21 protein-coding genes are annotated in these 26,459 nt (G+C 37.1%); 10 read left to right on the top strand and 11 right to left on the bottom strand.

What is annotated here, in order from left to right; all coding sequences use genetic code 11:
• Positions 1 to 49: 49 nt before the first annotated feature.
• On the top strand, positions 50 to 616 hold the full coding sequence (locus MM213_RS06555) for an NfeD family protein (RefSeq protein WP_241410689.1): 567 nt from the start codon (positions 50 to 52) through the stop codon (positions 614 to 616).
• A gap of 13 nt (positions 617 to 629) precedes the next feature.
• Positions 630 to 2,138 carry a flotillin family protein gene (locus MM213_RS06550; RefSeq protein WP_241410688.1) on the top strand — a complete coding sequence of 503 codons (1,509 nt, stop codon included), beginning with the start codon at positions 630 to 632 and terminating at the stop codon, positions 2,136 to 2,138.
• A gap of 117 nt (positions 2,139 to 2,255) precedes the next feature.
• Here the strand turns inward: MM213_RS06550 and MM213_RS06545 are convergent, their stop codons facing one another.
• The 5 genes from MM213_RS06545 to MM213_RS06525 all read right to left on the bottom strand — a co-directional run bounded on the left by MM213_RS06545 (position 2,256) and on the right by MM213_RS06525 (position 9,064).
• A complete protein-coding gene (locus tag MM213_RS06545; RefSeq protein WP_241410687.1) occupies positions 2,256 to 3,053 on the bottom strand; it encodes a TPM domain-containing protein in 798 nt (265 codons plus the stop codon).
• A 21-nt stretch (positions 3,054 to 3,074) separates the two neighbouring features.
• Positions 3,075 to 3,509 carry a TPM domain-containing protein gene (locus MM213_RS06540; protein WP_241410686.1) on the bottom strand — a complete coding sequence of 145 codons (435 nt, stop codon included), beginning with the start codon at positions 3,507 to 3,509 and terminating at the stop codon, positions 3,075 to 3,077.
• A gap of 12 nt (positions 3,510 to 3,521) precedes the next feature.
• Positions 3,522 to 4,112, bottom strand: coding sequence for a LemA family protein (locus tag MM213_RS06535; protein ID WP_241410685.1), 591 nt, complete (start codon positions 4,110 to 4,112; stop codon positions 3,522 to 3,524).
• A gap of 254 nt (positions 4,113 to 4,366) precedes the next feature.
• Entirely contained in the window at positions 4,367 to 7,657 is a 3,291-nt protein-coding gene (locus tag MM213_RS06530; protein ID WP_241410684.1) for a PAS domain S-box protein, read from the bottom strand.
• Positions 7,658 to 7,807: 150 nt separating this feature from the next.
• Positions 7,808 to 9,064, bottom strand: a complete 1,257-nt coding sequence (locus MM213_RS06525) for an aspartyl protease family protein (protein WP_241410683.1) — start codon at positions 9,062 to 9,064, stop codon at positions 7,808 to 7,810.
• Positions 9,065 to 9,272: 208 nt separating this feature from the next.
• Here MM213_RS06525 and MM213_RS06520 point away from each other — a divergent pair, with 208 nt between their 5' ends.
• The gene (locus MM213_RS06520; protein ID WP_241410682.1) at positions 9,273 to 9,743 is read left to right on the top strand and encodes a Fur family transcriptional regulator; all 471 of its coding nucleotides are present in this window, start codon (positions 9,273 to 9,275) and stop codon (positions 9,741 to 9,743) included.
• A 1-nt stretch (position 9,744) separates the two neighbouring features.
• Here MM213_RS06520 and MM213_RS06515 read toward each other — a convergent pair whose 3' ends face one another.
• From MM213_RS06515 to MM213_RS06500, 4 genes are all read right to left on the bottom strand, one after another.
• Positions 9,745 to 10,182, bottom strand: coding sequence for an SRPBCC family protein (locus tag MM213_RS06515; protein ID WP_241410681.1), 438 nt, complete (start codon positions 10,180 to 10,182; stop codon positions 9,745 to 9,747).
• Positions 10,183 to 12,028: 1,846 nt separating this feature from the next.
• Positions 12,029 to 12,967 (bottom strand): protease modulator HflC, encoded by a 939-nt coding sequence (gene hflC / locus MM213_RS06510; RefSeq protein WP_241410680.1) that lies wholly within the window; start codon positions 12,965 to 12,967, stop codon positions 12,029 to 12,031.
• Positions 12,964 to 13,941: an FtsH protease activity modulator HflK gene (gene hflK / locus MM213_RS06505; RefSeq protein ID WP_241410679.1), complete on the bottom strand. Its 978-nt coding sequence runs from the start codon at positions 13,939 to 13,941 to the stop codon at positions 12,964 to 12,966. Before hflK ends, hflC begins: the two co-directional genes overlap by 4 nt.
• A 220-nt stretch (positions 13,942 to 14,161) precedes the next feature.
• On the bottom strand, positions 14,162 to 14,770 hold the full coding sequence (locus MM213_RS06500; RefSeq protein ID WP_241410678.1) for a cytochrome c oxidase subunit 3: 609 nt from the start codon (positions 14,768 to 14,770) through the stop codon (positions 14,162 to 14,164).
• Positions 14,771 to 14,918: 148 nt separating this feature from the next.
• Here MM213_RS06500 and mfd point away from each other — a divergent pair, with 148 nt between their 5' ends.
• The 6 genes from mfd (at position 14,919) to MM213_RS06470 (ending at position 24,487) form a co-directional block, all read left to right on the top strand.
• Positions 14,919 to 18,269: a transcription-repair coupling factor gene (mfd, locus tag MM213_RS06495; protein WP_241410677.1), complete on the top strand. Its 3,351-nt coding sequence runs from the start codon at positions 14,919 to 14,921 to the stop codon at positions 18,267 to 18,269.
• A gap of 180 nt (positions 18,270 to 18,449) precedes the next feature.
• The gene (gldJ, locus tag MM213_RS06490) at positions 18,450 to 19,673 is read left to right on the top strand and encodes a gliding motility lipoprotein GldJ (protein WP_241410676.1); all 1,224 of its coding nucleotides are present in this window, start codon (positions 18,450 to 18,452) and stop codon (positions 19,671 to 19,673) included.
• A 217-nt stretch (positions 19,674 to 19,890) separates the two neighbouring features.
• The gene (locus MM213_RS06485) at positions 19,891 to 22,290 is read left to right on the top strand and encodes an alpha/beta hydrolase family protein (RefSeq protein ID WP_439647564.1); all 2,400 of its coding nucleotides are present in this window, start codon (positions 19,891 to 19,893) and stop codon (positions 22,288 to 22,290) included.
• A 605-nt stretch (positions 22,291 to 22,895) separates the two neighbouring features.
• Positions 22,896 to 23,504 (top strand): hypothetical protein, encoded by a 609-nt coding sequence (locus MM213_RS06480; protein WP_241410674.1) that lies wholly within the window; start codon positions 22,896 to 22,898, stop codon positions 23,502 to 23,504.
• 15 nt (positions 23,505 to 23,519) lie between these two features.
• Positions 23,520 to 23,831, top strand: coding sequence for a hypothetical protein (locus tag MM213_RS06475; RefSeq protein ID WP_241410673.1), 312 nt, complete (start codon positions 23,520 to 23,522; stop codon positions 23,829 to 23,831).
• Positions 23,828 to 24,487 carry an ATP-binding cassette domain-containing protein gene (locus MM213_RS06470; RefSeq protein WP_241410672.1) on the top strand — a complete coding sequence of 220 codons (660 nt, stop codon included), beginning with the start codon at positions 23,828 to 23,830 and terminating at the stop codon, positions 24,485 to 24,487. Before MM213_RS06475 ends, MM213_RS06470 begins: the two co-directional genes overlap by 4 nt.
• A 123-nt stretch (positions 24,488 to 24,610) precedes the next feature.
• On the opposite strand, the gene MM213_RS06465 is transcribed toward MM213_RS06470, so the two are convergent.
• Both MM213_RS06465 and MM213_RS06460 read right to left on the bottom strand, forming a co-directional pair.
• Entirely contained in the window at positions 24,611 to 25,258 is a 648-nt protein-coding gene (locus MM213_RS06465; protein WP_241410671.1) for a CPBP family glutamic-type intramembrane protease, read from the bottom strand.
• A 14-nt stretch (positions 25,259 to 25,272) separates the two neighbouring features.
• Positions 25,273 to 25,494, bottom strand: a complete 222-nt coding sequence (locus MM213_RS06460; RefSeq protein WP_241410670.1) for a hypothetical protein — start codon at positions 25,492 to 25,494, stop codon at positions 25,273 to 25,275.
• 196 nt (positions 25,495 to 25,690) lie between these two features.
• Between MM213_RS06460 and MM213_RS06455 the strand changes: the two genes are divergently transcribed.
• Positions 25,691 to 26,434, top strand: a complete 744-nt coding sequence (locus MM213_RS06455; protein WP_241410669.1) for a hypothetical protein — start codon at positions 25,691 to 25,693, stop codon at positions 26,432 to 26,434.
• Positions 26,435 to 26,459: the final 25 nt, after the last annotated feature.

Raw genomic sequence — 26,459 nt, 5'->3', positions numbered from 1 at the left:
ACTATTTGAATCATAATGGCTTGAAAAAGCATCAGTTAAATTTTAACATATGGAATTATTTGAAAATTTAGACCCTTTGCTCAGAACTTTTTGGTACGTAGCGATTCCAACAAGCTTGATTTTTGTAATTCAAACTATTTTGACATTTGTAGGCGGTGATGCTACAGATGGTTTGGAAGCGGATTTTGAAGGCTATTTGGGCGAAGTAAATGCACCATTTCAGCTTTTTTCACTGAGGAATCTAATTAATTTCCTTTTGGGATTCAGTTGGACTGGAATTTCCTTTTTTACTAGCATTTCCAACAAGACCATTTTAATACTTTTGGCTATTGCGATAGGGTCTTTGTTTGTCTATCTCTTTTTTCTGATCATCAATCAAGTTCGAAAATTGGCAGAGGACAATTCTTTTAAGCTTTCTAATACCTTAAACAGGACTGCAGATGTGTATCTAACGATTCCAGGACACAAAAAAGGAAAAGGAAAAATCATGATTAGTGTAAATGGAGCTTTTCATGAACTCGATGCGGTAACTGAAAACGAAACTATTCCTTCAGGCGCTGTTGTCAAAGTAGTAAGAATTGATAGTAATAACCTTTTAATAGTAGAAACACTCTAACCAAATCAATTTTATGTCACCAATGATAATTGTTGTAGTTGCGGCAATCGTTTTGTTCGTAACAATCCTGGCATTAGTCTCAAGGTATAAGCGATGCCCTTCTGACAAAATCCTAGTAATATATGGCCGAACTGGAGGAACTTCCGCGAGATGTGTCCATGGTGGAGGCGCATTTATCTGGCCCGTGATTCAAGACTTTGCTTTTTTGGACTTGAAACCACTTTCTATCGAAGCCAACTTGACAAATGCACTTAGCCGTCAAAACATCCGTGTAGATGTACCTTGTAGGTTTACAATCGCAATCTCCACAGAATCAGACAGCATGAATACAGCAGCTGAAAGGCTTCTTGGCTTGTCTTCAGAGCAGATTCAAGAGCTTGCAAAGGATATTTTGTTTGGGCAGCTGCGTTTGGTTATAGCCACAATGACTATCGAGGAAATCAATTCTGATAGAGATAAGTTTCTTGAAAACATTTCAAAAAATGTTGACAGTGAATTAAAGAAAATAGGCTTAAAGCTAATCAACGTAAACGTAACTGACATCAAAGATGAATCAGGTTACATTGAGGCTCTGGGTAAAGAGGCTGCTGCCAAAGCGATCAATGAGGCAAAAATCAGCGTAGCCGAGCAGGAAAAAATCGGGGAAACAGGCAAGGCGCTAGCAGATAGAGAGAAAGATACGCAGATAGCAGAAACACACAGAGACCGTGACGTAAAGATCGCCATCACCCAAAAAGACAAAGAAATCAGTATAGCAACCGCTCAGAGAGATGAAACTATCGGTAAGGCTGAAGCAGAAAGAGATACAAGGGTAAAAACTTCCGAAGCAAATGCCGTTGCGATCAAGGGGGAAAATGAGGCTAAAATCTCGATAGCACAATCAGAAGCAAATAGAAGGGAAAAGGAGGCAGAAGCCCTTAGAGTAGCCCTCGCTTCTGAGAAAGTTCAAGAAGCTAAAGCTTTGGAAGAGTCTTATGTAGCAGAGCAAAGGGCTGAATTAGCAAGGTCTGAAAGAGAAAGATCTACCCAAATTGCAAACATTGTGGTGCCTGCCGAGATTGCAAAACAAAGAGCAATCATCGAAGCACAAGCTGCTGCCGAAACGATCAGGGAAAATGCAAAAGGTGAAGCTGATGCTATATTTGCGAAAATGGAAGCTGAGGCTAATGGTCTATATGAAATTCTTACAAAGCAAGCAGACGGGTACAGACAAGTCGTAGCAGCTGCTGGTGGAGATCCGACGAAAGCGTTCCAGTTGTTGTTGATAGAAAAACTACCTGAACTTGTAAAAACACAAGTAGAAGCAGTGAAAAACATCAAAATAGATAAAATAACAGTTTGGGATTCTGGAAATGGACAAGCTGATAATGGGAATTCCTCTACCGCAAACTTCGTCTCAGGAATGATGAAAACTGTGCCTCCACTCAATGATCTATTCAACATGGCTGGGCTGAATCTGCCTACATATTTGAAAGGACCTGATGAGGCAGACAATCAATCCGAAGACAAAGAAGGTAAATAATGCGTAAATAATAAACCGGTAAGTTTCCCAAAAGCAAAACTTCAGAACATTCTAAAGAGATTGATTTACTTGGAAGAAACTTACCGGTAATTTTTTAGGCAGTATCCAAAACATACACTACCAACTACCACCAGCTCCACCACCACCAAAAGATCCTCCTCCGAACCCTCCGAAACCACCACCGCCGCCAAAACCTCCTCTTCCAGAAGAGAAGTCACCGAACTTTCCTCTTCCACTTCCTTTGAGCATATTGGCAAGCATTATTGTGGTGAAGAGGTCTACTCCTCCCCCTTTACCACCCATGTGGTTATCATTATCTTTTCTGTTTTTGATCATTGGAAGAATGACAAAAACGAATATGAAAAAAAGAAACATAAATATAGCTCCACCACCATTTCCACTTGAAGTAACTTTCTCCGCATCGTACTCACCAGAAGCAAGTTTGAAAATCATATCTGTTGCTTTATCTAAGCCAGTATAATAATCTTCCATCCTGAAGTTTGGTACAATAAGCTGCTCTACGATTCTTTTGGCAAGTGCATCGGGAATAGCTCCTTCCATACCATACCCTGTCGCTATGAAGACTTTTCGATCTTTCATTGCTGCCAAGATCAATATTCCATTGTCTTTGTCTTTTCTGCCTATTCCCCACTTATCTCCAAGCTGAAACGCATAATCACTGATATCATAGGGCCCAATAGAGTTGACCATTACTATAGTCACTTGGGACGAAGTGCTATCATTGTAAGCTACTAACTTTCTCTCAAGGCTTTGAATTTCGGAAGATGAAAGGGTTTTAGAAAAATCATTGACCAACTTTGGAGGGTTTGGTACTGCTGGAAAATCCCCTTGTGCCCAAGCGAATGAACTTATCAAATACACAAAAAAGAAAAGCAATAGTGGTTTATTTTTCATAATGTTTTTGTGGATTCAATTTTAGCCAAATGAGATTTCATCAGGCAATTCATTTTCATCTCCTTTTTGATCATAAGGAAAATGCGACTGGAGTTGTTGTCCAGACATTTCTATACCTTTTCTTAATCCTTCGGTATATTTCCCCTGACGGAAATGTAGGGCCATTTCTTCTTTGATGTTTTCCCAAAAATCTTTGGGAACAACTCGATTAATACCTGCATCCCCCAAAATCGCAAATTTGTGATCATCCACTGCAAGGTAGAAAAGAACAGCATTGCGATTTTGGGTTTTATGCATTTTTAGCATTTCAAATACTTCAGCAGCTCTATCAAGGACATCAATTTTACAGTGACTTTCGATATGTACTTGGATTTCGCCTGAGGTTTCTCTTTCAGCTGCATGAATCGCAGCTTCAATGATGCTTTTTTCCTCTTTGCTGAATAATTGTTCTGCCATGGTTTTGTTTAATTAAAATTGTACTGTAGGGGCGTTTTCAGATCCTGCCGCTGCTTCAAAGTATCCTTTGCGCTCAAATCCGTACCAACCAGCAAATAAGTTGTTTGGAAATGTTCTCAAGTTTGAATTATAAGATTGTACTGATTGGTTGAAGTTTCTTCTCGCTACTGCGATCCTGTTTTCAGTACCTTCCAATTGCGCCTGAAGCTCAAGGAAGTTTTGATTGGCCTTCAGGTCAGGATAACGCTCCACTGCTACCAAAAGTCTACTCAAAGACCCACTCAATTGATCTTGGGCTTCTTGGAATTTGGCAATGTTTTCAGGAGTCAAGTCATCAGCTTGAAGTGTGATTGATGTAGCTTTTGCCCTTGCTTCAATCACTCCAGTCAATGTTTGTTGCTCAAAATCAGCGTACCCTTTCACAGTGTTTACCAAGTTTGGAATAAGGTCAGCCCTTCTTTGGTATTGAGTTTCCACCTCAGCCCATTCTCCATTGATGGTTTCCTCGGTTTGTACAAAAGTGTTGTAAACACCCACAGCTTTGGTGTATACAAATAGCCCTATCAGGGCAATTACAATAATTGGAATTAATGCTTTTTTCATAGTTTTGATGTTTTTAAAAACATTGCAGGTATTTGACGTAAATTTAGGATAGAGGTTTGTTTTTTATGCAAAATTCACTGATTTTTTAAAAAAGTGAGGGTCATTTACGCTTAAAACTCAATCATGATCTTGATCCTAAAAACCATCAGAGGACCTGTTTTTCAGAAAACAAATGTACAAAAAAGATGCATAAAGTGCCAGTTTTTGGGAAACAGCCAAAACTAGCTTTAATAGTAATTTATAGAACTAGATTTTTAAGAAAACTCCTCTGTATTGACAATCAGATTTTTTAAGTAGATGGAAAATGTAGTTCCTATCCCTACTTCACTTTCTACTTGAAGGCTACCGTCGTGAGCCCTAATCTGTTCTCTTACTAGATAAAGCCCAAGTCCTTTGCCTTCTACATGAGAATGAAATCTTTGGTAAAGGCCAAAAAGTCGATCACGATATCTTTTCAAGTCTATTCCAATACCATTATCCTTAAATTCAATTACAGTAAATTCATCTTGAGTGAATGTACTGATGGAAATTTTCAGATCCCTGTCAGGATGCCTATACTTAATTGCGTTTGTTGTCAAGTTTGTAAGGAAGTTTTCCAAATGAGAATAGATATAGTTGATACATGAAGCTTTGGTAAAGTCTTTGATAATTTCGGCGCCAGCATCATCTATTTGTTTTGATAGACTTCTTTCAATATTATTAATAATATGGTCAAAACTTACAAGTTCAATTTTTGGAAGCTTATTTTTCTTTATAGCTACCACATCGATAAGATCCTGCAGGGTATTATTTAATATCGTAGTGGCAACCCTGAGGTTTTCAATTATCTCTTTGTTGTCAGGGTCAGAAGAATCCTGATTGTTGTACAACTCCAGCAAAGAAGTAATATTAACTATTGGCGCTCTCAAATTATGAGAAATAATGTAGGCAAACCGTTGTAGTTCTTCGTTTTGCGATTTGAGATCTTTGATTAAATATGTACGTTCTTCTTCTGCATTTTTTGACTCTGTAATATTTTGTGTAACCAATAGAACCCTGTCAATTTTCCCGTTATTATTTACTAAAGGGACTCCATTTTTCAAATAATTCTGATCGCCAATTGTAATCTCAAAAACTACAGATTCACCTATCAACACTTGCACTAAATGTTCTTCTATTTTTTTTGCTGTAGCCTCGTCATATTTTTCAAAAAGAGAAGAACCTATCAAAAAATTTGGATTTATGCCTTGCTGTCTATATTCTTCACCATCGGTGTATACATAATTGAAGGAAGAGTCAAGTACTTCTATGGTACCCTTGGGGAAGTTTTCCGCAATACTCCTAAAAAGCTGCTCGGATGCAAGAAGTCTTTTTTCATAGGAAATTCTACTAAGTTCTGCACCGATCCTATCTGAAATCACACTCATTACATTTTCATAAGCATTACTCACATGCATTTGTCTTGACCCAATCAAAACTAGCATTCCTAATTTATTCTTATTTATATCAGAAAGTGAGACTCCCATATAGGAAGAAGCATTCATTTTTGATAGGTCACTATCCAATGGGAAAATTTTCTGTACGTCTTGAAGAATAATCAATGGTACATCAGAAGACAATGTTTTTTCACATGGAGAATGTGGGATATTGTAAGTAATATTCTGAGCTTTCTCTCCTTTACAGTGAATCGATATAGTGGTGGCTGTGTTGCTTTGTTCATTGATCTCCGCAATAAAACAATAGTCCATGTTCAACCTTTCAGAAAGTAGTAAAGTAAGCTCATCAAAGAACTTCTGACCACTGTACTTGGAAGTCCTTTCTGTCAATTCTGACAAAACATTGTGTACATACTCCTGCTCACTGATGTCCTCAAGTATTGCTTGATAGTTTTTTCCGCTATCTATTGACTTTGCATTGACACGCAAATGATAAAGTCTGTTTGTAAAAAAAGTGATGTATGGACCTTCATATTGACCAAAACCTTTTTCGATAGAATCTCTAAAGGACTGAGTGATAGGCTGACCTCTAGTGAGATCAAATAGGTTTTTACCAATTATTTCTTCTTCTGAAATCAGACCAATGTGTTCCAGAAAACTTTTATTTGCAGCTAGAATTGTACCTTCTTTTGTATAATTAAATATCGATACGGGATTCTCATCAAATAGCGTTTTGTACTTTATCAGGTTGGTTGTAAACTCTTCTTCTTTAAGCTTTCGATGTGTAATATCAACATACAAACCAGCCCAAATGGATTCATTTTGATGCTTTTTAAGCCGATTTGATGCTCCATAAATCCATTTTATGCTCCCTGACTTAGTTTTTATCCGAAATTCAGACTCGAACTTTTGATTCTTAAAGTAGGCATTTCTATCTGCTAAAAGAACATCATTAATATCTTCTCTTAAAATCAATTTTTCAAAAGCTGCCTCATCTTGAAGCATTTCATAAGGATGCAACTCAGCCAACTCCATGCTACCTTCACTAATAAAAATGTACTGATGAGTACCATCAGGGAAAGCTTTGAGCATGTAAACTATCCCGGGAACTACACCTGTGAGTTCATCTAATATATTTTTGTTTTCTAGAAGCTCCTTTTCTATCTCTTTAAACTCTGAAATATCAGAGATGATTCCAAGTATAATCTCCCCACCGCCATCATCATTGATGATAGTCCTTTTTTCATCTTGCAAAAATACATATTGCCCATTGGCATGCAGATATTTGTACACAATGGTATTGGAGTATTCAAAACCACGATTAAAAATCACCCTGTCATCAGGATGTATATGTTCCACCCATTTACCTTTAGATATACCATCCAAAAATCCTACATCATAACCCAAAACTTCTCTGACAGCGCCAGAAAATCTCATTTCTTCTGACTCTGTGTTGTATTCATAATAAATAAAATGGTTTTGTGACTCCGATGGGTCGATTTCCAAGAGTCCCGACTCCAACGCTGACTGTGACGTATGATATTCTAACTGAAAGATATTTATGTCTTCTCCAAGCTGCTTCTTGGTAAGGTAAAGTCTTCCTGGGAAAATTGTCAAAAAAGATGGGAAATCACTATTCTTAAATTTTGTAATCTCGTAGTCTCCAATAAATGAAAACCTAAACTTGACTAATTGTTCCCAATGCGCAAAATTATTTCCTCCGTTTTCATTATTCTGTATCGAATAAGAATGGCTCCCTACCAAAAGCCATGACTGCTTTATATTGTTAGAAATCTGAATTGGAGATACAAGTGCATTAATTAAATATGATCCATCTGCCTGATTGATCACATAACCTTCTATCCTTACCCATTGAAAACAATTGTCCTTCAGAACAATAGGACATACAAATTTATCTCCATTTCCTAAAGATTTGAAAAAAAATTCGAAGATTGGCTTGCTTAATGTGGGAAATAAAGATTCGAAAAAATACTCTTTATAAAATTTTGAATCCACACTAATCAACTCTCTGACTTCAGAAGAAAAATACAATAATTCAAAAGTACCAGTACTATACTTTTTTAGCGTAAAAAGAATGTTCTGAAAGCTGTATTTCGAATGTTCAGACATGTTACTACACAAGTTAAAATCTTATAATCCTTTGATTTAATATTTTATTACTCAAAAAATCTTGATTGTAAAGATACATAATTGGCAGAATAAATTGCACAAATTATTTAATCAACAACTTATATTAAACCTTAGTGTTAATTTACATTACTAGATTTGCCTTCGAAGCCTAAATTGAAATTCTTTCACTTCAACTTCGCCCACATTTTCTGATTCATATCTATTGATAGTAAGATTAATGGTTTTACCCACTTCAGATTTAAAGAATTTGATAATGTCCGATAATTCCCAAAAATCTATTGGAATATTGTTGATTTTGATAATTTCATCCTTTTCTTTTAATCCTATGTTTGCGGCAGGTGAATTTGATCTTATTTTGGATATATAGATTCTTCTTTCGTCAGTTAGAAGGACCTTAGTAGTGATACCGCTCATATCATATTCATGAGGATTCATAAATGTCGATGCTTTCCTAAACATGAATCTTTCCCGAGGATAGTCAAGTATAATCTCTAGCCTTCCAAGAAGTTCTGAACCCAAACTACCCTGCCTACCTGACTCTTTGATAATGTAACTATAATCTGTCTCTTCCGGATATGATGCTAAGATATTACTGAATCTGAGACCTTTCATAGATATGTACTTGGCCCTAGCTATTACTCCAAACAAGTCTCCTCCCAAAGATCTGCCTAAGTCCGCCTCCAAATTAGCTAAAGGAACTACTATGTCCTCAGAGGTTTCAGGATTAAGTAATAGACCATGATTTGCTCCAGTATCGATCAATAACTTACTTTGCAATATAGGCCCTTCACTTTGTCTTATTTTTGCATAGACATAAGGTTTGTTCATTTCAATATTCATAGTTAGCTTTCTAAAACCAAAAGGACGCCATTTTAGAGCACTAGCTTCATAAAAAGTGATTTTACCTCTATCGTAATCGACTTTGATAGGATTAAATTTAAAAAACTCATAGCCTATGACTCCATAAACAGGCAGGCCTATGACGCTTTCAAGTTCAAAAAAATCCTCATCAAGAACGAGAATGGTTTGTGAAATACCTTCTATTTTACCCAAATCTATGTAGTTATTGGGAGATATGGAGGCTGTCAGCACTGTTTTTCCATCTGCACCGATCAGATCCAAACTTCTGGTATAGTTGAGATTCATTTGATCCCCAAGGGACTTGCTGAAAAGTATGTTCGTTCGAACTCCTGTATCCAATATAAAATTTAATGGCGGATTGCCATTGACTGATACAGGAACAATAATTAAGTTATTGGAATTGATAAACCGCACTTCTATTTTTCGGGCAGTTTCCTTCATAAAGAAGCCTGGCAGTTGCGCAAAGGCAACATTACAAATCAGCAGGCATATTTGGGTTAATACAATTGGAAGAACTTTAGGCATAAAATTCTTAAAGGCTTACACATTACTTTCTTAATATAAGAAGAAAATAAATGGAAATTTGTTTTAGATAAATTTTATAAATATCATACCCTTCTCAAAAAATTATAGGACAATGGATACTCGCAAGCTTGATTTTGGGATTTGAATGTCATTAAAGTTGAAATTATCTAAAAAAACCTGCATCTTTAATTCTTAGAAAAAATTTAACATGGCAGAAAAGTCGGTAGTAGATAAAGCAAAAAAAATTTTTGAAAATTTCCTTTCTAGACAAGGAAGTAGAAAAACACCTGAAAGATTCTCTGTGATCGATGAATTGTACGCTCTTCCACAGGATGAGCATATTGATGTAGAGGGGTTATTTTTATTGATGAGAAATAAAGGATACACCATCAGCCGCGCTACGATTTATAATACTCTTGATCTTTTGGTAGAGTGTGGATTGGCCGTAAAGCATCAGTTCAAAGATAAAGTTGCACTTTACGAACAGGCCTTGACTTATAAGCACCACGATCATCACGTTTGCAATCAATGTAGAAAAATCAGGGAATTTTCTGATGAAAGACTGAATATGATCAAAGAAGCAATGGGTCGGGAGTTTCAGTCAGCTATCAGTAGTCACTCACTTGTGCTTTATGGTGATTGTCAGATTCAGAATTGTGAAAATTTACAGTTTGGATAAATCACTTTTTGAAAAGTTTTTTATAAATCGGTTTCCTATACAAAAATTGCAAATATAATGCAGGGTATAGAAGTAATGTCATCAAACCAAAAGGGCCACTGTAGGATATTTCATCACGAATTATACTTCCTTCTCCACTTTTGATAATTCTGTGCTTGTGGCGCCAAGATTTTAAGAAAAATGGCAAGACCGTGCCCTCATCTATAAAGTAAAACTCCTGCTCATCGGTACGGTCTTCTGTAATCTCACTTGTCCACTTTTGTTTGAAAAATATAAAATTCAACTCCAAAGTAACCAAATCTCCTTTCGACGAACCATCAAAACGTAGTAATTTTACTGGAGGAAAAGGTGGGCTAAGTTTCTTAAACAATGTCTCATCAAAGCCTTCTTTGACTTTAAGGTAATCCTGTTCAACTTTTGTTTCTATGTTAATATCCATCTATAGTATAAGCGAAAATCCATGATTATTGTTTGGTAAAGTCATGCTACAAGGATTTAAATCATGACGATAGATTCGAAATACAAGATGAAAAAGATTATGATACAATAAAAGACTTGTGGTAGTTGCAAGAGGAAATCAAATTATTAAAAATCAAATAGGCGGTCACATACTTATAGCTTAGAATAAAAATCTAAAATCAATTGAATTTTTGACTAGCAACTTGGCGTTCTTTGCGACTTCGCGGTTACTATTTACCGCAAAGGCGCAGAGAGCGCAGAGTTTATGATATTTAAATTAAAGTCATTTGAAAACCAATACTTTGTTCTGATTGATACTAGAATTACATCTACCTGTGACATATCCTTAGAGGAATTTGCAAGAGGGCAACAAATTATTAAAAACCCAGCAGGCGGCCACATACTTATGGCTTAGAATAAAAATCTATAATCAATTGAATTTTTGACTAGCAACTTGGCGCTCTTTGCGCCTTCGCGGTTACTATTTACCGCAAAGGCGCAGAGGGCGCAGAGTTTATGATATTTAAATTTAAGTCATTTGAAAACCAATACTTCGCTCTGATTGATACCAGAATGACATCTACCTGTGACATATCAGAGGAAGTTGCAAGAGGGAAACAAATTATTAAAAGTCAAATAGGCTGCCAAGTACTTATTCTTAAATCAATTAAATTTTTGACTATCATCTTAGCGTTCTTTGCGCCTTCGCGGTTACTGTTTACCGCAAAGGCGCAGAGGGCGCAAAGTTTATGAAATTTAAATTTAAGTCATTTGAAAACCAATACTTCGCTCTGATTGATACCAGAATGACATCTACCTGTGACATATCAGAGGAAGTTGCAAGAGGGAAACAAATTCTTAAAAAACCAGCAGGCGGCCACTTACCGATAGCGTAGACTAAAAATATAAATTCAATTAAATTTTTGACTAGCAACTTGGCGTTCTTTACGCCTTCGCAGTTAATCTTTACCGCAAAGGCGCAGAGTTTATGAAAAAAAAAAATTAAGTCAATTGAAAACCAATACTTTTTTCCGATTGATACCAGAATGACATCTACCTGTGACATATCCTTAGAGGAAGTTGCAAGAGGGAAACAAATTATTAAAAGTCAAATAGGCTGCCAAGTACTTATTCTTAAATCAATTAAATTTTTGACTATCATCTTAGCGTTCTTTGCGCCTTCGCGGTTACTGTTTACCGCAAAGGCGCAGAGGGCGCAGAGTTTATGATATTTAAATTTAAGTAATTTGAAAACCAATACTTCGCTCTGATTGATACCAGAATGACATCTACCTGTGACATATCAGAGGAAGTTGCAAGAGGGAAACAAATTATTAAAAACCCAGAAGGCTGCCACATACCGATAGCGTAGACTAAAAATATAAATTCAATTAAATTTTTGACTATCATCTTAGCGTTCTTTGCGCCTTCGCGGTTACTATTTACCTCAAAGGCGCAGAGGGCGCAGAGTTTATGATATTTAAATTTAAGTCATTTGAAAACCAATACTTCGCTCTGATAGATACCAGAATGACATCTACCTGTGACATATCAGAGGAAGTTGCAAGAGGGAAACAAATTCTTAAAAGTCAAATAGGCTGCCAAGTACTTATTCTTAAATCAATTAAATTTTTGACTATCATCTTAGCGTTCTTTGCGCCTTCGCGGTTACTATTTACCGCAAAGGCGCAGAGAGCGCAGAGTTTCTAAAAAAAATTAAGTAATTTGAACAGCAATACTTTGCTCTGATTGATACCAGAATGACACCAAAATATGGAATACTTTCAAATCAAAGGTATGTTCTTTCTGTCCAAGGTAAATTGCTTCTAATTCAATTTTCTTAAATATTTGAAGAATTCAGAATCAGTGGATAACACGATGCTAGTGTTTTCATCCATGGATTTTTCGAAACTTTCCATCGTTCTCAAAAACTTGTACAGCTCGATAGACTGCCTGTTTTTGTTGTAAGCTGAGGCATATATATTGGTAGCTTCTGCATCAGCTTTACCTTTGATTTCTTCAGCTTCTTTGAAAGCTTCTGATTGGATCTGTGCCAAATCTCTTTCCTTGTTACCTTCGATAGACCTGGCGCGACCTTGTCCTTCAGATCGGAATTGATCCGCTATTCTGTTTCTTTCAGAAATCATTCTGTCATACACCCTATCCCTTACCTCATCTACATAGTTCATCCTTTTGAATCTAAAATCCAAAATTCTAACTCCGAGATCAGTAGTTCTTTCATTAGCTTTTTGAAGAACAATGGCTTCTATCTTATCCCTTCCTACTGTAATGTCATCCAAAATCTCAATTTCTTCCATAAAATCCTCAGTAATCTCCGGATCTCTATTCGTAGATCTCACAAGATCTAGCAAGTCATGGCTTGCGATAGCATTTCTTGTTTCCCCATCCAAAATATCATCTAGTCGAGATTGTGCAGAGCGCTCATCCCTAAGTCGGATGAAGAATTGCAATGGATTGGTAATCTCCCACCTGGCATAAGTATCTACGAAAATAAACTTTTTGTCTTTGGTTGGCACTTGGTTTTTGTCCCCATCCCATTCCAAGTAGCGCTTATCGAAGAATTGAACTTTGTGCAAAAATGGTGTCTTGAAATTGATCCCTGGAGAAGTCCTTGGCTCACCTACTGGCTTACCAAACTGTGTGACAATGGCCTGCTGGGTTTCATCCAAGATAAAATAACTGTTGAAAAGCAAGATAGCCAAAATAGCTCCCAATACGATATATCCTATTCTATTTTTTCTCATGGCTTTGCTGTTTTTACTTTATCGATATTCAAAAGTGGCAGAACATTATTTCCTTTTTCATCTACAATTATCTTGTTTCCGATTTTTGGCAGAATTTTCTCCATTGTTTCCAAATAGATTCTTTGCTTTGTTACTTCTGGAGCTTTCATATATGCTTCAAATAGCGCATTGAATCTTTCAGCTTCCCCGATAGACCTGTTTACACGATTGAGGGCAAATGCTTCGGCAAGCTGTATTGTTTCTTCAGCTTCCCCTCTTGCTCTAGGAATTACACGATTGTATTCTGCTTCAGCTTGATTGATCAAAGTCTCTCTTTCTTGCTGCGCCTGGTTTACTGCATTGAAAGAAGGCTTCACTGGTTCTGGTGGATTGACATCTTGCAATACCACTTGGTCTATTCGGATACCGTTTTCATAATCATCACACATGGATTGAAGTAGCACTTCTACACTAGATGCTACTTCTTGCCTACCTACTGTCAAGACTTCGTTTACAGTTCTATCCCCAACGATTTTCCTCATGGCAGATTCAGACATATCACGAAGCGTTTTGTCTGCATTTCTTACTTTAAAAAGGTACTTGAAGGAATCTGTAATTCTATATTGTACCACCCACTCCACATCTGTAAGGTTCAAGTCACCTGTTAGCATCATACTTTCATCGTTGTAGCCTGCTTTGACATAATCTGAACTTCGACCAGCATTTGTAGTCCTGAATCCAAATTCTTGTTTAAGCTGTCTTTGGACTGGGATTTTGTGCATTTTTTCTATTCCGAATGGAAGCATAAAATTCAGTCCAGGCTGAACAGTCCTGTTGTACTCTCCCAACTGTACCACTACCCCTTCTTCTTCTGGACCTACCGTCCTTACACTTGATAAAATTGCTACCAAAAGCAACAAACCAATGACAATCTTGCTCAGATACTTTCTGATCCAATCAGGATTGATATTGATTTCGTAATTTTTTTCTGACATAGTTATAGATTATTTATTTTTATTAGAAGTAAGGCAATAATGTCCGCTTGCGGAAATTTATGCCTCAATATGACAAGAATAAGGCTAAATACCTTGAATAATACGGTTATTACCCATTTGTTTTCCTTGATTACGGGTTATATTTACCATTTGTTGTTCTCTTTTTTGAATTTTTTCAATACAAAATCCCATCAAAGTATTCTGCCGAAGATAGTGTTTTTTAGAAGGAAATGACAAAAATCAAAAATAGTGTCAACCAAATCAAATCCATAAAATACCAATATTTGGAAAACAGCTCAATCCGCATTTTTTCGAATGGATTTGTGAGCATGATAAGGTTTTGAATAGCGTCTTTTTCCCTTTTGTTGTATTGAAAAATCATGATCAAGGCAAAAATCATAGCCCCCACCAAGTGGAAAATGTGAATTCCACTCAAAATATATAAGAAACTTCCGCTTGGAAGACCACGGAAATCTATTCCCATATTCGCCAATTCTTTCCATCCAACGATCTGTAGCGCTGTGAAAATTATCCCCAGAAGAAATGTGGTAAACAAGCTGTTTTTCAATTTACCAATGGCTTCATCTTTATAATGAAGTGCCATTTTAGAACAAGTATATCCAGAAAAAATAATTACAATCGTACTCAGGATAAACGATCGGGGCATTTTGAAACCTATCCCCTCTAAAGCTCCATATCCCGAAGCCAAAAATGCCAATGTCAAAAACAAAAATATCAATCCACTACCAAACATCCCCAAATACATCAACGTCTGATAAGGATGCATATTTTCGATTCTTTGAAACCAAGTTTCTTTTTGCTTTTTCATTGATATTATTTAACCCTTGGTTTCTAAACATTTTTATAGAGCATAGGTTCAAGAATATTGATTACAAATTCATATTAATCTAGTAAAGCAGGTAACGAATCAATTTCCTAACTTGCGAAGATATTTATCAAAGACATCAATTACCATTTTGGAGAAATCAGCATTCTTATCGCTTTACGAAAAAGATCCCTTTGTACAGACCCTTTGTGAGAACCTCAAATACCGTAAAAATAGAGGTTTTCAGATAAAGGGAGTTTCTGGAAGTATGGACATGGTGCTTTTCACCTCAGTGTTCAAAAACCTAGGTGGGTTTCACCTCATAATTGCCCACGACAAGGAAGAAGCTGCCTATCTCAACTCTGATTTGCAGGAACTATTGGGAAAAAAGGATACGCTACTTTTTCCTTCAAGCTACAAACGACCCTATCAGTTTGACGAAGTAGAGAATGCCAACATCCTGATGCGAGCGGAGATTTTGAATAAAATTCTCGCAAAAGAAAATAAAAACGAGGTAGTTATCACTTACGCAGAAGCGCTTTACGAAAAAGTGATCAACAAGCGCTCATTGAAAGAAAACACTTTTGTAGCATCTGTAGGAGAGAAAGTTGACATGGAATTCATTGCCGAAATCCTTTCTACTTATGATTTTGAAAAATCCGATTTTGTCTATGAACCAGGCCAGTTTTCTATTCGTGGTGGTATTTTGGATGTGTATTCTTATGCCAATGACCTACCTTACAGAATCGAACTTTTTGGAAGAGAGATAGAGAGTATCAGGACATTTGATCCAGAGACACAACTTTCTGTGGACAATATCAATTCTATCAGCATCATCCCTAATGTACAGACTCGCCTTCTTCAAGAGGTTAGGCAGTCATTTTTGGAGTTTTTGCCCAATGACACTATCATTTGGATAAAAGATCAGCAGTTCACACTTGATGTTCTGGATGAAAACTTCGAAAAAGCTTCTAGACACTTTGAGCAAGTAAGCAACAGCATCAATAGCGACAAGCTTCTTCCAAAACCTACTGACCTTTTTGATAACGCGTCAGCTTTTCAAAAGCTAGTAAATTCATTCGTTAAAGTAGAGTTTGGGCACAAATTTTATGAAAAAGAAAGCCAAATAATCCAATTTGACTCTCAACCTCAGCCTTCTTTCAATAAGAATTTTGATCTTTTGGTAGAAAACTTGGTAAGCAATGAGAAAAACAGCTGGCTGAATATAATTTGTTCTGAAAATGACAAACAAATCAATAGACTGGATAACATTCTAAATGAATTGGATCCTACTCTGAAGACGCAATCACTCCTGATTGGACTTCGAGAGGGATTTATAGATAAGACTTTAAGGATTGCCTGCTACACTGATCATCAGATTTTTGAGCGATTTCATAGATACAAGACCAAACCTAGATCCAGCAAGTCGAAAGCACTTACACTAAAGGAAATCAAGGCTTTGCATGCTGGAGATTATATTGTTCACATCGATTATGGAGTCGGTAGGTTTGCAGGATTGGAAAAAGTCAATGTCAATGGCAAGTTTCAGGAAGCGGTAAGGTTGGTATTTAGGGATGATGATTTGCTGTATGTGAACATTCATTCACTTCACAAAATATCCAAATATTCTGGACAAGAAGGCACTGCGCCGATCATGTCCAAACTTGGATCGCCAGAATGGGACAATAAAAAGAAGAAGGTTAAAGGAAAAGTCAAGGACATTGCAAAGGATCTGATAGCCTTGTATGCAAAGAGAAGAAATGCATCAGGTTTCCAATTTTCGCCAGATTCTGTTTTACAAGTTGAGTTGGAAAGCTCTTTTGTATTTGAAGATACTCCCGATCAAGCATCAGCGACTTCAGATGTAAAAGTCGATATGGAAAAGCCTTATCCAATGGATAGGTTGGTCTGTGGAGATGTAGGATTTGGAAAAACAGAAGTAGCGATACGGGCAGCTTTCAAAGCAGTAAATGACAGAAAACAGGTAGCCATTTTGGTTCCTACTACTATTTTGGCAATGCAGCATTTCCAGACTTTTAAGGAGAGATTGGAAGCATTTCCTGTAAAAGTCGATTATATCAATAGATTCAGGACTGCCAAGGAGATAAAAGAAATTACGAAGCAGGTTACTACAGGGGAGATTGATATATTAGTCGGCACCCATAGGATTGTCAACAAGGATGTCAAGTTCAAAAATTTGGGGCTTTTGGTGATCGATGAAGAGCAAAAATTCGGTGTGAAGGTCAAGGATCAGTTGAAAGAGATGAAGTTGAATGTAGACGTACTGACATTGACGGCCACACCAATACCAAGAACGCTCCACTTTTCGTTGATGGGGGCGAGGGATTTGTCAGTGATAGCTACGCCTCCACCCAATAGACAGCCTGTGACCACTGAGATTCATACTTTCGAAGAGGAAGTGATCAGAGATGCCGTGGCATTTGAGTTGCGAAGAGGAGGTCAAGTGTTTTTTGTTCATAATAGAGTGGCGGAAATAGACTCGATAGCCAACATTATTATGAGGCTTGTTCCGGATGCAAGGGTCGCTGGAGCTCATGGGCAGATGGATGGCAAAGCCCTTGAAAAGATCATGGTGAAATTTATCGAAGGTGAATTTGATGTGTTGGTTTCGACAAATATCATTGAATCAGGATTGGATATACCAAATGCCAATACGATTATAATCAATCGTGCACATATGTTTGGTTTGAGTGATTTGCATCAGATGCGAGGAAGAGTCGGAAGAAGCAACAAAAAAGCATTTTGTTATTTATTGACTACCCCGACTACGGGGTTGACCACAGAAGCTAGGAAGAGGTTGCAAACTTTGGAAGAATTTTCTGATTTGGGAGATGGATTTAAAGTTGCTATGCGGGATTTGGATATTCGAGGAGCCGGAAATCTTCTGGGGGCAGAGCAAAGTGGGTTTATTACTGATTTGGGATTTGAGATGTACCATAAGATTTTAGATGAGGCGGTGCAAGAATTGAAAGAAAATGAATTTGCTGCATTGTTTGAAGATGATTTGAAAGAAAAAGTAGAAATTCTCGTTCAAGATTGCGTCATCGAGACAGATATGGAGTTATTGATCCCTGAAGAGTATGTGAGCAATATTTCAGAGCGATTGAGTTTGTATTCCAAGCTTGATAATATCAAAAAAGAGGAGGAGTTATTGTCATATATCAAAACAATTCAAGATAGATTTGGTCCAATTCCAAAAGTGGTCGAAGATTTGTTTGAGACAGTTCGCTTAAGATGGTTAGCAGAGCAGCTAGGGTTTGAAAAGCTTGTTTTGAAAAATGATGCGATGAAATGTTATTTTGTACCATCTTCAAAAGAGAGTTATTTCAAATCAACAGTTTTTGGTCAAGTATTGAGATATGTGAGTTCGCAGCCCAAATATTGCAAAATGAAAGAACACAAAAACCGGTTGATTCTGACTATCAGTGGAGTAAAGGATATAGGAAGAGCCAAAAAATGGCTAACAGACATGAAAATTTGAAAAATGAAAAAATTTGGTAGGATTAAATTTGTCACTTCGGAGATATTTTTTGTATAATATCTAAGATTTTAGCCAATTTCGCACTTCTTATGAGCAGTGCAGTAAAAAATAAAATTGTGATAAGATATTATTGATTATATATTAGCGTTCTATTTGTGCACAAAAAACACTTAATGTCATATGGTTTTTGGAAAGAATAAATTGGGGATAGTTGCCATTGCTTTGCTTTTTATAGCAACAGGCATATTATCATCTTGTAATAAAACGCCTGGTTATGGTAGAAGGACTGCCGCTAAGCCAGGGAAAAAAAGTGCCACTACCGGTGCTGATTTTAGTTTTGATGCGAATGACAGTACAAACTTCATCGTAACCAAAATGTCAAAGCAATTTGTTGGGCCAAACTTGAAGTATATTCAGGGTGGTAGAGCGGTGATCGGATCTCAAGAAGAAGACATAATGGCCTTCAGAGATAATGTAGAAAGAACAGTTACCATAGCTTCTTTTTACATGGATGAAACAGAAATCACCAATAATGATTACAGAGAGTTTTTATTTGGTATGCGAAAGAAAGTCAGTGCGGATTCCGTATTGAAACTAGAGCCTTCCGAAAAAGTATGGGCAGGAGCAATGTCATATAATGACGTATATGATACTTACTATTTTAGATTCCCTGGTTTTAATTTTTATCCTGTAGCGGGAGTTTCATGGACGCAAGCATCTGCATATGCAAAATGGAGAACAGAACGTGTCAGTGAGTTGATGCGTGAAAAAGAAGGTCTAGATAGTACCTTGACAAAAAATCAATTACTAGAAAGAGGCGTGGCAATACCAGAATACAGACTTCCTAACGAAGCTGAATGGGAATACGCTGCTAAGGCTATGATTGGAACGCAGTACATGGACGAAAATCAAGAATATGGAAGGATTTATCCTTGGGATGGTAGAGGCGTAAGAAATCCATACAATATAAAAAGAAGAGGTAAGCAAGGCGATATGCTAGCCAACTTCAAAAGAGGTAGAGGTGATTATGCAGGTATTGCAGGTGGACTTGCTAATGATGGTGATATCATTCCTACCAATGTGTATGATTACCCACCAAATGATTTTGGATTATACCAAATGGCAGGAAATGTAAACGAGTGGGTTCAGGATGTGTACAGACCACTTTCATTTACTGATTTTGACGACTTGAATCCATTGAGAAAAGATGGCATATTTGATGAAGAAACTGATTACAAAACTACCTTGATCGACGATAATTATAGAGTATACAAAGGTGGATCATGGAGAGATATGGCATATTGGTTATCCCCTGGAACTAGGAGATTTATGCACCAAGACTCTGCAACCAATCACATTGGTTTCAGATGTGCCATGATTTCTGTAGGTGCAGTTGGAAAATAAACCATTTAGGAAAAATATACAGTTCAAATCATTGATTTGATTTCAAAAAGGAGCCATCGTGCTCCTTTTTTGTTTTTAAGCACCAGAATTTACCGTTTATATCTTTGCGCTACCTAAAATTCAAAAATTTGCTGTAAGATGAACTAAAAGCTGTAAATTTCTACAAATAACGAATTTTACTATGCTATACTCATTACAAAATACGGTGAAAGCTTCGATGTGGCTATGCCTTGCATGGATCATTACCCTACCAAGCGCATTTGCACAAAGCTCCTTAACCTACCAAAAACCCCCAAAAGAAATCGCTGACTTGGTATTGGCACCATCTACCCCATCTGCAAGTTTTAGCCGTACGGGAGAGTTTATGCTGCTACTAGAGCGCTCTGGAAATCCATCTATTGAAGATCTGGCTCAGCCTGAATTGAGAATAGCAGGGATGAGAATCAATCCAGCTACCAATGGTCCTAGCCGTAGCGGTGCTGTAGAAAATGTCAAAATCAAAAACACTAGAACAGGTGTAGAAACACAAATCAAAGGATTGCCTACAAATGCAAGACTTGGAGGTTTTGCTCTTTCAAAAGATGAAAAATATGCCGCTGTCACCAATACAAGCAATACTGGAATCAGTTTATGGCTAGTTGACCTTACGACTTTTGAAGCAAAAAAACTAACAGACGAAATTGTCAACGATGTCATGGGAGGCACCATGAGCTGGACTCCTGACAACAAGATTCTTTTGAAAGCTATCAATCCTAAAAGAGGTTCAATTCCAGTAGCTCCATTGGCTCCTGTAGGACCAACGATCCAGGAAACTTCAGGAAATGCCGCTCCATCAAGAACATATCAGGATCTGTTGACAAACAGACATGAAGAAGATCTATTCGCATATTTTATGGATTCACAATTGATGCTAATCGATTTGGATGGTAACAAAACAGCATTTGGACAACCAGGTATGTTTAGCTCAGTGAGTCTTTCTCCAGATGGTAAGTATGTGATGATTGATAAGATCAAAAAGCCATTCTCTTACCTAGTACCAGCATCTAGATTCCCATATGATGTACAGATTTGGGATATGACTGGCAAAAATATCAAGACATTTGCAGAAATACCTTTGGATGAAGTAAGACCAACTGGTTTTGATGCAACAGTGACCGGTCCAAGATCGATCAACTGGAGAGCTGACAAGCCAGCGACGCTATACTGGGTAGAAGCTCAAGATGGTGGTGACGGCAGAGTTGATGTTGCGGAGAGAGATATCGTATATACATTAGACGCTCCATTTTCTGGAAACAAGGTGAAATTTGCAAGTACTGCATATAGATACGGTGGTATTTCTTGGTCAGATGACAATTTTGCACTATTCAGTGAAAGATGGTCTGCTACCAGAAAACAAATCGTAAGACTGATAAATCCTTCCAAGCCAATGGACAAAGGGACAGTGATCATCGAAAGATCTTCAGATGATATCTACAATGATCCAGGAAGCCCTGTATTTACTACCAACCAATATGGAAGAAGTGTAATTTTAAGAAAAGGTGACGATGTATTTATGACAAGTGAAGGGGGATCGCCTGAAGGAAGCATGCCATACCTTTCTACATTTAACGTAAAGACCAAAACTGAAAAAATACTTTGGAGAAGTCAAGCTCCATACTATGAAAGGGTAGTGAAAGTTTTGAATAATGACGCTACTGAGTTTATCACTTCCAAAGAAGGTATAGAATTGCAACCTAACTACTGGTTGGTAAACACAAGAAAAAGGATCGCTCCTCTTCAAATCACAAATTTTGAGCATCCTTATGAGTCGATCAAAGGAATCAAAAAAGAGTTGGTAAAATATAAAAGAAATGATGGCTTGGATCTATCAGCGGTAGTCTACACACCTGAAGGCTATGACCCAGCAAAAGATGGCAGATTGCCAGTATTGATGTGGGCTTACCCAAGAGAATACAAGTCCGCTGCCGTGGCTTCTCAAGTAAGAGGTTCTCTTTACAGGTTTACCAGACTAAGCTGGGGATCTCCGCTGTACTGGGTGACACAAGGATATGCGATCATGGATCAGACAGAGATGCCCATCGTAGGTGAAGGTGACCTTGAACCAAATGACTTCTTCTTAGAGCAACTTGTAGCCAATGCAGAAGCAGCGATTGACTATATCGTAGATTCTGGAATAGGAGATAGAGAAAAGATAGCTGTTGGTGGCCACTCTTATGGAGCGTTTATGACTGCAAACTTGCTTTCACATACCAATCTCTTTGCGGCAGGAATCGCTAGAAGTGGTGCTTACAATAGAACTTTGACTCCTTTTGGTTTCCAATACGAGCAGAGAACATACTGGGAAGCTCCAGATGTGTACAATACGATGGCGCCATTTATGCATGCTGACAAAGTGAAAACTCCAATTCTATTGATCCATGGTATGGCTGACAATAATGCAGGAACATTCCCAATCCAATCTGAGCGTTATTACAATGCACTAAAAGGACATGGAGCTACTACTAGATTGGTATTCTTACCTCACGAAAGCCATGGCTATGCGGCAGAAGAATCCATTCTACATACCCTTTATGAACAACACGAGTGGTTGGAAAAATATGTTAAAAACAAAAAATAAAAATTTGACAACAGTCGACGCTCATACGATAACAGCTGATTGATTTGAACTTCAAGCAATATTAAAAATGGGTACTAGTATGAAAAGGGATATCCAATTAACGAAGAACAAAACCTGAGACTGGACACTAATGTGTAAACCAAATTCAGACAAGATCAAATTGTCAACGACTTGTGCGCCTGTGGTGTAGAAAACAGCTGACAGTCGACTGCACTGAAGTTAGAATATGCACATGAATGTAAGTGGCGACTGGTAAAAAAGCAGATATAGATTTAGAATTATTGCCTCAAATATTAAAAAGGCCTCCGAAAGGGGGCTTTTTTTGTTTCTCGCAAAGTTTGGGAAGGAGCAAAGTTTCGAAGAGATGATTTAGGGGAAATTTTGGTAATATTTTTTAGTTTAGGTTATTGGTTTGTAGATTGATATAAAAATTATAGTTTTTATTTTTTAACATAATTTGTCAGGGGGAAATAACCATCAATCACCCTTTTTTTGGAGGTTCCAATGAAAAATAAAATTAAAAGGTACTTAAATTAGAAAGTAGCCAGACTTTCTGCATGAATTTTAAACTTAATTTTTAAATTTACTTTTAACATCCCCTTTCTATGAAGAAGCTTTTATTTTCTGCCCTTTTTATGGGGCTAATGTTTTTGCAAAATGCCAAAGGCCAAGAGTATTTTGAAGGATACATTCATTACACTTACGAATATTTCACCCTCGAAGGGGAAAACATCACCAAGCAAAAGCAAGATGTGCTTTTCAAAGAGCAACATTATTACATCAAAGAAGGGAATTATGTAGCCTTCGATCAAGAAGAAGCATTGATACAATTATACAATCAAAAAGGAAATGTCTATTACTATAAAAATGGTGATGGGGTATATAAATTGGATGCTGGTATTTGGGAACAAGGAAAATCTAACTACAGCAAAGGTAAAAAGAAAGCCAAAATCCTAAAGTATCGTTGTGAATCAGTAAAAAAGGATAAGTCAGTTACGTTTTACTCCAATAAGATAAAAGTGAATCCGGCAAATTTTGAATCTCATAAGTTTGGAGATTGGTCTGGATATCTTGAATTTACAAATGGTGCACTTGCTTTGAGAATTGTAACCTACTACGATGACTACTATCAAGTGATGACTGCCAACAAAATCGTACCAATGAAGCTCGATGATTCAAAGTTTGATATAAAAAAAATTCTAAATGTAAAATAGAAATCCATTTTGTACATGATAGAACTAAAGAAAAAGATCAAACTAATAAGGGTATTCTACAGCTCTTTTGCCTTATTTAGTTTGGTGATTACTTTGACATGCTTGGTAATCGCTTTTTCTTCTGGAGGAAAATCCTTTATGCTGCTCACTTGGCTAAAATTAGGGGTATCCGGTTTGATCTATTTCTTTCAAAATGACGAGATGCGACATGAATATTACTATTACAAAAACCTCGGGCTTGGAAAGAAAAGCCTGTGGATAGGAAGTTTGGGTTTTGACTTTTTTCTGTTTTTGATATTGATGATCTTAACTTTACAAATAGCATGAGCCATATCCTAGAAGTAGATGGTGTGATGCTAAGCTTTGGGATCAACCGTATTTTGCAAAATGTGTATTTAAAATGTACCACTGGAAATGTCACTGGGCTTTTGGGAAGAAATGGCTGCGGGAAATCCTGCTTGATGAAAATCATTATTGGCGATCCACTTACAGAGGAAAAATCAATCAGAATCAATGGCAAAAGCCTTTTGGGCTCTAGTCGGCTACCAGAGGATTTGCGCTATCTACCACAGCATAACTTTGTGCCAGACAGCTTATCTTTAGAACGTATTTTTGATGATTTTGAAATAGATATTGAGGCATTTATCGAATCTTTTCCCGAGTTTGAGCAGTACAGGGGAATAAAAATGGCACATCTTTCTGGTGGTGTGAAGCGAATTTTGGAATTATACCTTGTCCTCAAGTCAAAAAGCAAATTTGTCATCCTTGATGAGCCTTTCTCCCACATCATGCCTGTCCACGTGGACACGATCAAAAATCTAATCCTTGAAGAGAAGTCGAACAAAGGAATTTTGGTTTCAGACCATCTTTATGAACATATCATGCAGATTTCCGATGAAGTTTACATGATCAAAAATGGCCGAACTTTCCCGATAAAATCTGTCGAAGAGCTTCATGAAAATGGGTATGTGAGGTTGTGGTGAGGTAGAAGCTCGCAAAGTTTGGGGAGGAGCAAATATTCGCAAAGTAGAATTAACCACAAAGAGAACGGAGGTTTTCGCCAAAGTGTAAATGGAAGAGATGTAATGTTCTGTCTGGTTAATTAATTATGATACATAAAGTAATTCATTCAAACTTATAGTAATCAAATTAAACAAGCCATGAAGTATAATCGAATAGTGCAAGCCACCTTGATACCTGATCCAGCCAAACAAAAGTGCTCCCGGAGTAAGAGATATCATACAAAATGAAATCTTCTGGAAAATAGAATCGGTTTCGATATTTTCAATGTGTAGAATCGCAAAAAATAATGCAGTGAAAATATAAGTTGAATAAAATAAACCAGAAGAAATATAAGTCTGGTCTGGGTTCTTTTTATTCTCCGATAAAGCCCAAATCAAAAAAACAAGCCCAATACCAATCATTAACCACCAAAAATTCATGAAAACTAGTGCCCCAATTATTGGTAAAATAAAGAAAAACCAAAAATGAATATGCTTACCAGACATATAGCCCCTAACCAATAACTCCTCAAGAACGGGTGCGAGAATCAATGCACTAAAGATTGTGATAGTATCTGAATTGCTGAAAGCAGTATCCATACCTCCTACCCCCAAACGAATCGCCATAGGATCTATCAAAAGATATTGATAAGCAAAATTCAGGATCAAAGCACAAGCAGAAAATTTGATTATTTGAGGCTTAGAGAGCTTTTTTTCCTTTTGGTAAAAATCCAGATAAGGTTTGATATTCATGTTTAAAATCTCAATTAGATCTCATTTTTATCATTGTCCGTTTTGAATAAGTCAATCAAACTTTTTGAGAATGAAGCAAGTGCTAGGACTTGAATTAGGAGGTAAATAGTTTTGGGCACTTCAAAGGTTAACAATGAAAAATTATCATGAATATTCCAATAATAGATCACCCAACCTATGTTCATACTAAATGCAATCACCAAAAACATGTAAAGAGCTTTTCCAAAAGTTTTCATAAAAATCAATTTTAACAAAAAAACTAAGACTTTATTAAATTTCAAAAGATAAAGTAATTTTTTAGCATCTTTGTTCAAACCAGTTCTATCCCAGCTCATTGGAAATATTCCTTAGCTCATCTTTTTTTAGGGTGCGACCAGGTTTGTAGAATGTAGTTTTGAGGCATCAATCATTCAAAACAAAAACCAAATCAATATGAACAGGGAATTAGTATTACTCAGAACTTTTGCACTAGCTATGGCGGGCGGCGCAATTTTACTTGCATCAGTTGCATTCAAAAACAATGGAAATCACCATTTTGAAGAAATTGATGTCCAAAGAATCAATATCGTGGAAGCTGATGGCACCGTCAAGATGATCATCACCAATGTGGATAAATTCCCAAATGGCGATACCAAAATCAATGACAGACCTACCAATGCTGAAAGAAAAAAGCGTTCAGGAATGATTTTCTTTAATGAAGACGGTATAGAGTGCGGTGGATTTATCTACGATGGCGCACTTACCGAAAACGGCCACAGCTCTGGTTTGTCCTTGACATTTGACCAATATGATGGTGACCAAGTAATGCAGCTATTGACTACAGATGCCAAGCAAGGTGACAAAAGAAGGGTGAGCAGCAGTCTAGTGTTTATGGATAGGGCTGAAAAAGAAACCCAACTCAAAACAATGGAAATCATGGCAGAAGTACAGGAGTTGAGGAAAACCGATCCTGCTGCAGCTCGTGCCAAAATGCAGGAATATCAAGAACAGGGATTTGTTGGTGGGGCACCTAGGGTGATGCTTGGCAAATCAGGAAGCCAAAACAACGGACTGTTCCTATTCGATGACCAAGGGATGCCAAGAGCAATGTTCTATGTAGATCAAGAGAACCAAGCCAAATTGGATTTCTATGACGAAAAAGGCGAAGTGCTCTTTTCTTTCCCTCCTGTAGAGTAATCAAAATGATTTAACAATCGCTTAT

Source organism: Belliella alkalica (genome assembly GCF_022549785.1).
GTDB lineage: Bacteria > Bacteroidota > Bacteroidia > Cytophagales > Cyclobacteriaceae > Belliella > Belliella alkalica.
Note: the sequence above shows the minus strand (reverse complement) of the source record. Positions and strands in the feature narration are given on the sequence as shown.